Raw genomic sequence first — 12,159 nt, 5'->3', positions numbered from 1 at the left:
TGTGGCTACATCCAGCACCAATGCCCTGCGTACTCAGGAGCTTCCAGGTGCTCCGTTACGTTCAAGTTTGTATGTTTTTATTCTACCAAGTAAACCTTGAATCAACCTTAATATATTTATCGTGTGCAGCTATAGATGAAGGAAAAGAAATGTTAACGGAATGTAAAATTATTTAAGATTCATTCAAGGTTGCTTCGCTAAGATACAGACATGAAAGCACTACACGATGAACCAAAACATACAAATTCAAACCCGAAAGGAATGAACCATCATGGCGATTGAAGTATTCAACCGATATGAGAGCAAGTACCTGCTGACGGATGAGCAATACGCATACTTCTATAATGATCTGCTCGAATATATGGAACTGGACGCGTACAACAAAAAGCATGAGTACTACTCCATCAGCAACCTGTACTTCGACACACCACAGGATTCACTGATCCGGGCCAGCCTCTCCAAACCCAAATACAAAGAGAAGCTGCGATTACGGGCCTACGGCGTACCTGAACAAAATGCCAAAGTGTATCTGGAGATTAAAAAGAAGGTATTTGGTCTCGTTAATAAACGCAGAACAGCGTTGAAGCTGGATGAAGCCTATGAATTTGTTCGTTCAGGACAGGCACCCGACCTTGCGGATTACATGAATAAACAGGTCGTTGAAGAGATTACATACTTCCTTCGTCTGTATGATCTGGAACCCAAGGTGTATCTGGCCTATGAACGCAAGGCGTTGTTCGATAAAACCAGCCGGGATCTGCGCATCACCTTTGACACCAACATCCGCAGCCGCAGATACGATCTGAAGCTGGAACAAGGAGATTACGGTGAGCCGTTAGTGAAGGATGGTCGCTGGCTTATGGAAGTCAAAGCGGAGAAAACGGTCCCGTTCTGGTTATCACAGCTGCTCTGTAAACACGGGCTGTACCGCACAGGTTTCTCCAAATACGGCAACGAATTCAGACATCTGGTCAGAACGACCAACTTGAACTATCAGACCGAGCGCCCACTGGTGCCAGGAACAGACTTCAACCCTGCTGATCCTGCTGCGGCTGCATCACAAGAAAAATCAATTAGAGAAAGAGAGCGTGTCCTATATGCTTGATTCATTATTTAGCTCCGCCCTGGACGATACAGCATTAAGTTTTAGCAGTTCTGTAATTACCATCGGACTTGCCATTATCCTTGGACTTATCATCAGTCTCACCTACATGAAAACCAATCAAGCCACCTATTCGCAAAGTTTCACCTTAACGATGGTTGTGTTACCCGTTATTGTTGCCATCATCATTCTGCTCATCGGCAGCAATATCGCACGGGCGTTCAGCTTGGCGGGAGCATTCTCCATTATCCGTTTCCGCAGTGCACCTGGTGATCCGAAAGACATTGCTTATGTTCTGTTCACCATGGCATCCGGCCTGGCCTGCGGTGTAGGCGCTTTTGGTTACGCGGTTCTGTTCACCGTTATCCTGTGTGTGCTGATGTTTGTACTCAGCCGATTCAACTTTGGCGGGAAAAAGAGTCAGCAGAAGACATTGAAAGTGACGATTCCTGAAAATCTCAGCTACGAAGAAGCTCTGAATGAAGTATTCCATAAATTCAACATCCCGTTTGATCTGAAAAAAATCAGAACCACCGAGCTCGGCAGTCTGTACGAACTGGTATATAGTGTCACCATTCACGAGAGTGTGAATCAGAAGCAATTCCTTGACGCCATCCGTACACGGAATGGCAATCTGGATATCTCCTTAACGATGAGCCCAACGACAGAATATTAAGCTTTAGTTCACCTGAACCTATTATGATTTAAGAGAGGAACGATTTATATGATGAAGAAAAATTCCCAGAAGAGTAAAAACATAATTACAGGCAGCAAACTTTGGTCCATCGCCATGATTACCAGTTTGCTCGCAGCATGCAGTGCTCCGGCAACGACAAGCAATACAGCCAATGCAGCCGTCTCTACAACAGGCACTACCAAAACGGTATCGGTTAGCGAGTCAACATCCTTGAAATATGCCGATCTGGTTTCTCTGGATGCGGATGATACCAATGTAAGCTGGACTGAAGCAGATTCCACTATGATCAAACTGAATGGTACTTCAGCAACCGTAACAGGTTCGGGTGCGAAGGCCGCTAATGGCTCCGTCACCATCTCGGAAGCAGGGACGTATGTGCTCAGCGGTGAGCTGACAGATGGTCAGATCGTAGTTAATGTCGCCGATAAAGGCATAGTTCATCTCGTGTTAAACGGAGCAACGATCCACGATAATGACAGTGCAGGCATCTACGTTCAAAAGGCTGGCAAAGCGGTGATCACGCTTGAAAAAGGAACCAAAAACGCAGTTTCCGATGGCAAAACCTACGTATACGCAGATAGCAGCACCGATGAGCCGGATGCGGCCATCTTCAGCAAAGCTGACCTTACGTTTAATGGTGCTGGTCAGTTGACCGTCACAGGCAACTATAATGAAGGCATCACCAGCAAGGATGATCTAAAAATCATCAGTGGATCAATCGACGTCAAAGCAGCTGACGATGGCATCAAAGGGAAAGACATGGTTGCGATTCAGGCTGGCACGATTACGATCAAAGCTGAAGGTGACGGCATTAAATCGACCAATGATACGGATACAACCAAAGGATTTGTCGCCATTGCAGATGGAACCTTCAACATTGAGAGCGGCAGTGATGGCATTCAAGCGGAAACTGCACTTGTGACAGACGGCGGTACGTATAATATCGTGACGGCTGGCGGCAGCGCGAATGCACCAGCCAAGGTTGAAGAAGGTCCTGGCGGCGGGTTTGGTGGCGGATTTGGCGGTCGCGGTCCGATGAGTGGCGGTACACCTCCAACCGATATGGGCACACCACCGGATGGCGAACCACCTGCCGATATGCCAGCGATGCCTAATGGCAGCAGTTCGAGCACAGGTACACAGACTGGTACAAACACGACAACGAATGCTGGAAACAAAGCTGCTGCCAACACCAGCAGCGGGACATCAGCCACTTCAACCAAGTCGGCTGCATCCACTTCTTCCAGCGCTACAGCAGGGTCCGATTCCAATGCTGATGCAGACAACGCTACGACCACAACAGAGGAAGAATCCACAAGTGCTAAAGCACTTAAAGCAGGCACAGACCTCACCGTGAATGGTGGAACATACACGATTGATTCCATGGATGATTCCCTGCACAGCAACAGCAATGTTACTGTGAATGACGGAACCTTCACCATTCAATCCGGAGATAACGGCATGCATGCCGATCAGGCACTGACGATTAACGGTGGAACGATCAAAATCACCAAAAGTTATGAAGGACTTGAAGGTTCTATCATCACCTTGAATGACGGAGATGTTGATGTAACGGCTTCAGATGATGGCGTCAATGCAGCCGGTGGTGAGACAGCAACGAGTGACAAAACAGCCAGCACAACGGATAAAGCCGCAAGTGACAGCACTTCTGCTACAGATACAAGCAAAGCAGCCACGGGAGCAACAGCTGCCACTTCGACAACCGGCACGACTGCCCAAGCTACGGATGCTAATCAGCAAAGCCGCGTTCCAGGGGGAATGCCTGGTGAATCATCTGGCAACAACGAGCTTCACATCAACGGCGGCTCCCTCACCGTGAATGCAGGCGGTGACGGTCTGGATGCGAATGGTTCCATTACGATGACAGGCGGAACCGTTATCGTGAACGGCCCAACCAGTAGCGGAAACGGTGCACTGGATTATGATGGAACATTTGTAATCAGTGGTGGAATTCTGGTTGCAGCTGGAAGCTCCGGTATGGCACAAGGCACTTCGGATGCTTCAACACAAAATACACTTGTCATGACCTTCCCTGAAACACAAAAAGCAGGAACACTGGTTCATGTACAGGATAGCAAAGGCAACAATATTCTCACATTTGCACCTGCGAAAGATTATCAAACTGTTGTTGTCAGCTCCCCGGATCTTGAGAAGGATGGTTCTTACGTGATCTACTCCGGTGGAACTTCAACAGGTACGGCAACAGACGGACTCTACACTGGCGGTACGTACAGCGGCGGTACCAAGATCGTAGCGTTCCAATCTACAAGTAACGTAACCTGGGTGAATGAATCAGGCGTAACAACAGCCCGCTCCGGCATGGGTGGCTTCGGAGGCGGTGGACAAGGCGGATTCGGCGGTGGACGGAATCGTTCGCAATCCGGAACATCCACAGGTACAACCGAAACAACGGGTACTACGGGCACATCTGGTACTACAGATTCGGCAAAGTAACTGATGATAAAAACCCGAGCATGTAATAGCTCGCAGTTACGTTGACATGCTCAACTAAAAAACTAGACCTGGAAATCACACAGTACGTGTGAGCTCCGGGTCTGGTTTTATTTTACAGATTAAACACTCGAAGAACATCCTACTCGCCAGTGATACTTAATCCAGTAAACTGCACTCCTCCGGTTCAACCCCTCTCCAGATTGTAACGATCTCCACAAACCTTATATATCCGAAAAATACCCCTTTCAGATTTTAACGATTCCCAGTGATCTTATTTCAGGAAAAAACAACGAAAAACGTGCAAAATGCGGTAGTTATCCCGAAATAGCATCACCAGGAATCGTTAGATTTTCATAATGCATAAATGGATGCCAATAGCGTCACTGGGAATTGTTAGAAATAAATCACTCGAACCTGCTATGTGCCGTGAGATGTGGCATGATCATCATCATGGTTATCCAAGCTGATCGATCTCTCAGAAGGACTTTTTTTATACAAACCCCACTGGTCACTTTGAAGTAATGTAACTAATCCCTGCATCTGGGGTTATTTAAAATGAGAACTATAATGGCATAGCACCATATATAGAGGAAACAAGCATAAGGAGTGATTAGATGAAAGAAAGGTTCTATGAAATTACCGGAATTATATTTGTAATCTTCTCTGGTGTTCTGTATACCTTGGAGCGTTGTGCAAACTGGATCGCAAATGGATTATCAGCACAAGGGTTAGCTTCTTTTTCTGGTAATGGATCTTTGGGTGAGCCATGGGTAGATGTCACAGATAATGCGTTTGTAATCTCGTTTCTCATCATTGGCATTGTTTTATTTTTGTATGGATGGTTCAGGAAAAATATCGGCAAGGGTTAGGCTACAGAGAACCATATTTAAAGCATCACCACGTCAAAACAAGGTTGATTTCATCAAGTCTTGTTATCTATGCTTGTTCTGACGTGGAAACGGCATCTCAAAAAGCATACACATACACCTTGGTTCGCAGTGCATCGCGACAGGTGATGGTGCGCAGCGGCTCTTTGCCCGGCAGTGCAAAACAGACGCTGATCACCCTCGCGCCTGGCGGCAGCTCCCGCTTGAACTTGTCTGCAAGTCGGATCATGGCCCCCGGAAACAGGTAACAGATCACACCGTCGGCATGTGCATAGGAACAAGTGTATATGTTACCGCGAATGAAGCGCAAACGTCCCTTGAACGAATTTCGCTGCCCTCCTCTTCCAGTTTCGATCACAGCTCCAGCACGGTGCAACCCTGTACTAAGCCATGTCATCCATTGCGAAGCCCACAGTGGAATGAGTGAGTTTTCGATGCCAGTCAGTCTTTTGCCTGGACAATGCTTTACGACATCCATGCCAAGGGTTCCCCATCCCGAACCGGCCTCCATAATATCTGCGTAACCCGGTATACGATTGACCTCCTGGATCACCACCTGCCTGACCGGGCGAGATGTAGGCATGGGCGAGATTCCGTTTTTCCAGCTTACAATGACAATGCATATCACTGCGATTAGAGTCAACACGGCAATGAGCCATGGAATATATTGAATAATCATCATGTCCTCATCATAACAAAGGGAAGCTCCGGCGGTCTATGATCGCGCAGAAGCTTCCCTTTGTCCGTATTTTTTTAAAGACTGATCATGATTACCTGCTCGATTCCTTAGCAATTCTGTTTAGAGGCTGCGATGCAGCTATTCGTTCGTCTCACCGACATGAGATTTCATGTAGACCCCTTTTTTGTAGACCGATTTAATTGTAAAATGAATGCCCAGCTTGCGATTCGTGCGGTAGATCAGCGAGTTAATCTCGTCGATGCCCACCGGATCACTCTCCAGCATACTCCGTTCCGGCCACACCTGCGCGATAATCTGCTCCCTCGTGACAAAATGGTCCAGCTCGCTGTACAGCAGCTTGAACAGCTGATACTCCTTCTTGGACAACGGAATCTCATCCTCGTTCACCTGCACTGTCTGCAGATGATCCTGCAAGCGCACTCCCTCACCAAGCAGGTCGGATATACGATATTCTCTCGTCTCTCCAAGATCACCCTCCACCCGAAGCTGGATCAGGCCGTTGACGAGTGTCAGGCTGTCCCCTTCATCAAACGGATATTTCTCATAAGGGACAAGGCGCTGCCCGTTGAGTTCGGTTCCATTTTTGCTATCCAGATCCTCGATCCAGAGCTGTTCCTTCGTGTCATAATGGATGCGGCAGTGCCGCTTCGATATCATCTGATTATAAATGGACAAGTCCAGTTCACTCACACCTGTGTATCGCCCCACGGTAATCGAGCGGCCCTGGCTAACATAAGCGAAGGAACCGTCGCTCTCCTGTCCTGGCGTACGAATGACGATTTTGGCCGTCTCCCGCATGTTATTCCCCACCTTCAACGATCACTCGATCTCTATCTTTTCATTCGGATACTGATAAATTCATCAGATTTGTTCCATTGTTTGCATGCCTGCCATTCCATATAGTGATATACAGGATCACCATAGCCTAGACAAACATTGGTTCTCTATTACTATACCAGACGTTGTGCTTTTTTTCTCATAATGGCCGAACGGATGCTTAGCTTATACAACAAGAGAGGTAATTCCCATGAAGAAAAGAAACATTCTGATCTATGTGCTGCTTGCCTTTGCTTTATCCATCACCTTAACTGTACTGTCTCGCGTTAGTGACGATAGCGGTGTATCACCAAAAGGTACTTCGGCTTCCGAAATCTCATGGCTTCGCATGAACAATCATCCTTAAAGGCGGCAGCCACTCTATTATAAACGCGACTTGGGTACAAAACGTTTCACGAATGTCATCTCTACGGAACATTTCCAATGCATACTCCGTTTACTGAATAACGGGAGGGATCATGTTGAACAAGAATACAATTCATGCCATCACATGTGCTCTTTTGGTTGCATTAATCCTTAGCAGCTGCCAACACTCTGATCTGCCCAAACAAGCCGAGGCGAATAAAACTAAAACAACCAAAGCACTGGAAACGTTCTATCCCGGCGACATAACGAAAATTGATTCGATTGAAATCATGAGCGGCAGTGATGGCTTTACCAAAAAAAACACAGATTCCAGGCTGATTCAGGACTGGATCAAAAAAATAAGGCAATTGAACATCACTCTTGATCCAGAACAGGAAGATACAACTGGAGTTCTGTTCCATGTAACGATGTTCGAGCAGGGGAAGGGTGTTTTCTATATGACACCCACCAATATCAATCATCAGCGGATCGAGCCGCAGGGCGAACTGGCAGACCTGATGACTGAGCTATATCAATCCATTCCCTAGCACTGATGGTGAATGTACAGCAACGAGGGTTAAATTAATAAAGGACTCTGAAATCATTACCATTCCAGAGTCCTTTCACAACGTCGAACAAAGTTACAGCGTCTCGAGCGCAGCGTTGTTCAAACTATACTATGAAAATATGATCCTGTAGAGCCTCAGTCCTGTTCCTCGTCCGGTTTGACTGATGTGTGTGTGCTGGGTTCATTAGATGAATCACCCTTCGCGCCGCTATCCCTCGCCTGAATCTCCTCCATCCGGCTGGACACCTTCTGATACAGATACGAAATACCCAGCAGCAGCAGGCCAAAGCTGAAATACGCAATGATTTTGCTGCCTGCCGTCAACAGACTGACATCGTAAAACACCATTTTGCCTGTGGCAAACAGCGTCAGACCCAGACCGAGGCGCCGGATCATGACGTATTTTCGACGGAACCCGTACGCAATATAGAGAATCGCCAGCACCAGATAGATCAGACTGAACATCAGCCCGATATCGCCCCACTGGAACTGAATGGTCAGGAAAACCGTAATCACACTCAGCAGATAGACCCCCGCAATAACAGGGTACCACTCCACACTTTTGAACTGACCACGGATGCCTGCAATGAGCAGGTCACGCCCGGCGAAGAATACACCCACGTTGAAAATAATCAGCACGATCAGCCCGACAATCTCGGCTGCCGTATGCTGCTCAACCCCCGGCTGCAATGCCGGCATCGTTAAGGTAACAGCCAGTGCAATACAGCATCCGACTGCATGCAGGAACAGGGTGTACCCCTGCAGGAATGCGTCACGAAGCACCTTCACTTTACCCAGCCCATACGCCAGTGCAATCGTCAGCGCCGCAAACATAAGCAGCTTGTAGAACATGTATAACAGGAAGGTCTCATCCACAGCCCTGACATACAATTCATTCGACTCGTAGAGTACGTATAACCATACGTTCACCAGGGTCGCAACCCTGAAGCCTTCCAGGAAACCGCGCTCCCATGGAGCATAATTGATTCTTTGCCCATTTCCCGCAGAAGAGCCGCCCCGCAGCGCCCAAGCATAGTAGAGCGTGATCAGCAATGTGCCAAGCGTAAGACTGGAGTATTTTAACATGAAGTAAGACTGTTCCCCTACAAAGAATAAAGACAGCAGGTCATATTGTACAAAGATAACAATACACAGCAGCACGATGCCCCAGCCCGCACGCTCGACTGCCTTGAATTTTCTGAAATGTCCAAACGTAACAAGCAGCACACCTTCAATCAGCCAGCCCATCGACAGCCATTTCGAACCAAACTGGAACGGAACAAGCAGAATCGTAAAGGTGAGCGACGTAAGGTAGAAGAGTAGAATCGTCTGCTTCTCCTGTGCCATATGTCGCTGAACAAACCTCGCAAGTCCAAGATAGACGAGTGCGAAAATAACAGCAAGCAAGCCCTGTGCATCATTCCAGCCCGCCGTGTCAAGCAATACGTATAGAACAAGACAACTCAAGCTTGTATTCATCGCTAACAAAGCAAAATCCCACCAGGTCAGCTTAACCCGATGTTTAAACGGATACGCCAGCGTAATACCCAGATACAGAGCAAAAGTCACCACAGAATACAGCATACCCACCTGTTCACTCGGCGACAGCCACAGCAGAATCAGCATGGATGGCGCGTGGAACAGAAAGCTGATATAGTGCACCACCGGCCATCTCTGCCCGAATGAAATAAAGACAATAATGCCGTTCAGTAATAACAGGTAGATCATCGCGGTATAGACCGCTGTGCCTTCCAGTCCAAACGTGAACAGGTAAGAGAAGAAGGGCAGATACCCGCCTACCAGACCAAAAGAACAGATCGTCCTCGACTGATACCGCAAGGACAGCAGGACGGACACAGCCGACACCAGCACAGATAAACCCAGACCTGTATACAGCCCGATAATATGCAGCAGGAAATAACTGTAGAATATCGAACCAAACAGCACAGATATGCCGCCGCCGAGCAGTCCCATTGCAAATGTTTTCTGTTTGCGCCGGAACAGCAGCTCACCGCCCACAAGCATCAATATGCCGAGCAGGAAAAAGCCCGCACCCTTCATCTCATCGCTAAACCATGTCGAATACGAATATCGGAAGGCTGCGCCAACCCCCAGAATCAGGAGCAGGATCGCCACCTTGTTAATCCAGCTCAGCCCGATCCGCATCTCCATCCGGTTCTGCTTGATCCGGCGCTGGATCGTCTCTTCGCTCAGTTCCTCCTCTGCCATCTGCTCATAACCATGCTGCATCTGGCCGCGCACAGCCTCGGCTCTCTCCCATACCGCCTGCTTGTGCGATTCGATACGTGCATTCACCTCGGTTGCCAGATAGGCAATCCGCTCCTTCATCTCGGCTGCATCCTCCTGCAGATGCTGGGCAGCCTGATTGAAGAGAGCATTCAGATTGGATTTGGTGCGATGCTCCAAGTAGCTGATTCGGTCGTTATGTACTGCTGTTTTCCCTTGAAAATACGTCTCCATCTTCTCCCGGGATACCCGGATCAGATTCAGCTTCTCGTCCAGCATCTGCTCGGACAACGCCATGCGAAGACGCGCATTCTCCTCTTCCATCTTGCGTGCACGCTGTTCAAGCTGCTGCAGCTTGAGCTTCTGAGCTTCGGTCTGTTCCAGCAGCTGCTCGTTACGCACAATGAGATCATCCGACTGGTATTCTTGCAGCAGCTCCTGATATTCCTTCGCCAGCTGTTTCTGCTGCGCCTGAACCTGCTCAAGCCGATCCTTAAATTCCTTCATGGACTTCCTCCATTGGTTGTCATAAGATGTTTTCCTATATTTTACTATACTTATGTCAAAAATTGAGGTTTTCATGATAACTTTCCACCTGATGCACTTCTGAGCTTGCTACATAAAAAAACACCAGCACTTCAGGTCCGTGATATCACAGATGCCGGAATATGCTGATGCTTGGTTATTGATGCTGTATACGTTGAACTAAAGATTTTACACAACCCACTCCGATGACTGAACAACCTTTCTCTACTATAGAAGGTAGTAGAAAGTAATTTTCCTTATAGCCGTCTTAGTGAGTTGCTTTAGGGATTGGTTTTTTCAAAAATACACCGTAGGACAGAGCACCCAGAAGCAGCAGCCCTGCGCCAAGTAAAAATACATTATTAAAGCTGCCTGTCGTGTCCAGGATGTATCCGGTTACAACGGGAGCAAGCGCCGCACCCAGGAATCCGCCAAAGTTCTGTATTGCACCCAAGGAGGCTACTTGTTCACCCGGAGCAATATCTGCAGCCAGTGTCCATATGACACCTGATGGCAGCTGCGAAGCAAAGTAACCTACAGACAATAAAACGATGCTCACGACCGTACTGTCGATGAACGGGATAGGTGCTACTGACGCCGCAGCCAGAATAGCTCCACCAACGATAGGAACCTTGCGTGAGGTCACTGCATTTACCCCTTTTCGAATGAAAAAGTCCGAGATTAATCCGCCCAGCAGCACGCCGATAATTCCGGCTACGAACGGAATCGATGCAATCCAGCCCGTCTCCTTCAGCGTAAAGCCCTGCTCCTTCTCCAAATAGCTTGGCAGCCATGTCAGGTATACCCAGATCGTAAACATAATACCGAAGTTTCCGATGATCATAAACCAGGTGCTTTTGTGTTTGAACAAAGAACCCCAGTTTGCTTTGGGAGCATCAGCGGTTTTTGCTTTTTCCGTACCTGCGCTCTGTTCAGCTGCAGCCTCCGGCCCTTTGATCAGCTGCTTTTCGGCAAATGTCGGATCACGATACACCTTGAGCCAGATCAGCATAATAATCAGACCAATGACACCGACAAAAATAAACATACCTCTCCACGTCATCGTTAACATTAGAACCGTCAAAAGCGGCGGTGCGATCGCATTCGCAATCTGTGAACCCGTGTTAATAATCGAGGTTGGCAGTCCCCGCTCACTCTTGGCAAACCAGCGCTCGGTTACCTTCAGACCGGAGGTAAAGAAAGGAGATTCAGATACACCCAGCAGCATACGCATCGCGTATAACAGGGAGTACGTATTGGTAAATGCACTCAATATGGTAGCCACAGACCACAGTCCAGACGCCCAGGTAAACATCTTTTTAGGTCCAAACTTGTCCACGAGCCAGCCAGCTGGCAAATTAGCCAATGCATAAGGCCATAAAAAGGCGGATAACAACAAACCCATCTGCGTGGAAGACAGCCCGAATTCTGCTGCTATCGTTGTATTTGCAATGCTTAGATTAGATCTGTCCAAATAGTTTACAACAGCACCCAGAAGCAATAATAAAATGATGCCCCATCTCAAACCTACTTTCGGTGCTTGAGGCACCGAAGCAGGGGATGGCGATGGTTTTAACGTTGCCATGGAAGTCACTCTCCTCAACATATATAAATATTACATTACTCAAATTATATATAATGAATAAATATGGAAATTACAAGCTTGAACAAGCCCTTCTGCTCCCCAGTAAGGGGAAGGTTTTACTGAAGTATACGTTTTCATAACTGGGTAAAAACGCTTTATATCTCTACAGCTGTCCCAACAAACTCCAGACC

Annotated in this window: 10 protein-coding genes; 6 read left to right on the top strand and 4 right to left on the bottom strand. The window is 47.8% G+C overall.

Going from position 1 to position 12,159, the window contains the following annotated elements:
- The first annotated feature begins 271 nt into the window (after positions 1-271).
- The 4 genes from HNR77_RS03540 (at position 272) to HNR77_RS03525 (ending at position 5,143) form a co-directional block, all read left to right on the top strand.
- Complete coding sequence (locus HNR77_RS03540) at positions 272-1,105, top strand: polyphosphate polymerase domain-containing protein (RefSeq protein ID WP_184180831.1); 834 nt, start codon at positions 272-274, stop codon at positions 1,103-1,105.
- Positions 1,098-1,778, top strand: a complete 681-nt coding sequence (locus HNR77_RS03535; protein WP_184180829.1) for a DUF4956 domain-containing protein — start codon at positions 1,098-1,100, stop codon at positions 1,776-1,778. The genes HNR77_RS03540 and HNR77_RS03535 overlap by 8 nt, the downstream gene beginning before the upstream one ends.
- 114 nt (positions 1,779-1,892) lie before the next feature.
- A complete protein-coding gene (locus tag HNR77_RS03530) occupies positions 1,893-4,274 on the top strand; it encodes a carbohydrate-binding domain-containing protein (protein WP_260410266.1) in 2,382 nt (793 codons plus the stop codon).
- A gap of 614 nt (positions 4,275-4,888) precedes the next feature.
- Positions 4,889-5,143 carry a hypothetical protein gene (locus HNR77_RS03525; RefSeq protein WP_184180827.1) on the top strand — a complete coding sequence of 85 codons (255 nt, stop codon included), beginning with the start codon at positions 4,889-4,891 and terminating at the stop codon, positions 5,141-5,143.
- A gap of 97 nt (positions 5,144-5,240) precedes the next feature.
- On the opposite strand, the gene HNR77_RS03520 is transcribed toward HNR77_RS03525, so the two are convergent.
- Together HNR77_RS03520 and HNR77_RS03515 are read right to left on the bottom strand one after the other, a co-directional pair.
- Complete coding sequence (locus HNR77_RS03520; protein ID WP_311768563.1) at positions 5,241-5,840, bottom strand: class I SAM-dependent methyltransferase; 600 nt, start codon at positions 5,838-5,840, stop codon at positions 5,241-5,243.
- 138 nt (positions 5,841-5,978) lie between these two features.
- Positions 5,979-6,659 carry an FHA domain-containing protein gene (locus tag HNR77_RS03515; RefSeq protein WP_184180823.1) on the bottom strand — a complete coding sequence of 227 codons (681 nt, stop codon included), beginning with the start codon at positions 6,657-6,659 and terminating at the stop codon, positions 5,979-5,981.
- A 229-nt stretch (positions 6,660-6,888) separates the two neighbouring features.
- Here HNR77_RS03515 and HNR77_RS03510 point away from each other — a divergent pair, with 229 nt between their 5' ends.
- Together HNR77_RS03510 and HNR77_RS03505 are read left to right on the top strand one after the other, a co-directional pair.
- Positions 6,889-7,044 (top strand): hypothetical protein, encoded by a 156-nt coding sequence (locus HNR77_RS03510; RefSeq protein WP_184180821.1) that lies wholly within the window; start codon positions 6,889-6,891, stop codon positions 7,042-7,044.
- A gap of 115 nt (positions 7,045-7,159) precedes the next feature.
- Positions 7,160-7,591 (top strand): hypothetical protein, encoded by a 432-nt coding sequence (locus HNR77_RS03505; RefSeq protein ID WP_184180819.1) that lies wholly within the window; start codon positions 7,160-7,162, stop codon positions 7,589-7,591.
- Between the two features lie 155 nt (positions 7,592-7,746).
- On the opposite strand, the gene HNR77_RS03500 is transcribed toward HNR77_RS03505, so the two are convergent.
- Positions 7,747-10,365 carry a DUF2339 domain-containing protein gene (locus tag HNR77_RS03500; protein ID WP_184180817.1) on the bottom strand — a complete coding sequence of 873 codons (2,619 nt, stop codon included), beginning with the start codon at positions 10,363-10,365 and terminating at the stop codon, positions 7,747-7,749.
- Between the two features lie 286 nt (positions 10,366-10,651).
- Positions 10,652-11,968: an MFS transporter gene (locus HNR77_RS03495; RefSeq protein ID WP_184180815.1), complete on the bottom strand. Its 1,317-nt coding sequence runs from the start codon at positions 11,966-11,968 to the stop codon at positions 10,652-10,654.
- Positions 11,969-12,159: the final 191 nt, after the last annotated feature.

This window comes from Paenibacillus sp. JGP012, assembly GCF_014203995.1.
GTDB lineage: Bacteria > Bacillota > Bacilli > Paenibacillales > Paenibacillaceae > Paenibacillus > Paenibacillus silvae.
This window is presented reverse-complemented; position numbering and strand designations above follow the sequence as displayed.

What these genes read in the sequence shown, in the direction of transcription:
- HNR77_RS03540 (WP_184180831.1), top strand. Translation starts at nt 272, where the DNA reads ATGGCGATTGAAGTATTCAACCGATATGAGAGCAAGTACCTGCTGACG.
- HNR77_RS03535 (WP_184180829.1), top strand. Translation starts at nt 1,098, where the DNA reads ATGCTTGATTCATTATTTAGCTCCGCCCTGGACGATACAGCATTAAGT.
- HNR77_RS03530 (WP_260410266.1), top strand. Translation starts at nt 1,893, where the DNA reads ATGATTACCAGTTTGCTCGCAGCATGCAGTGCTCCGGCAACGACAAGC.
- HNR77_RS03525 (WP_184180827.1), top strand. Translation starts at nt 4,889, where the DNA reads ATGAAAGAAAGGTTCTATGAAATTACCGGAATTATATTTGTAATCTTC.
- HNR77_RS03520 (WP_311768563.1), bottom strand. Translation starts at nt 5,840, where the DNA reads ATGATTATTCAATATATTCCATGGCTCATTGCCGTGTTGACTCTAATC.
- HNR77_RS03515 (WP_184180823.1), bottom strand. Translation starts at nt 6,659, where the DNA reads ATGCGGGAGACGGCCAAAATCGTCATTCGTACGCCAGGACAGGAGAGC.
- HNR77_RS03510 (WP_184180821.1), top strand. Translation starts at nt 6,889, where the DNA reads ATGAAGAAAAGAAACATTCTGATCTATGTGCTGCTTGCCTTTGCTTTA.
- HNR77_RS03500 (WP_184180817.1), bottom strand. Translation starts at nt 10,365, where the DNA reads ATGAAGGAATTTAAGGATCGGCTTGAGCAGGTTCAGGCGCAGCAGAAA.
- HNR77_RS03495 (WP_184180815.1), bottom strand. Translation starts at nt 11,968, where the DNA reads ATGGCAACGTTAAAACCATCGCCATCCCCTGCTTCGGTGCCTCAAGCA.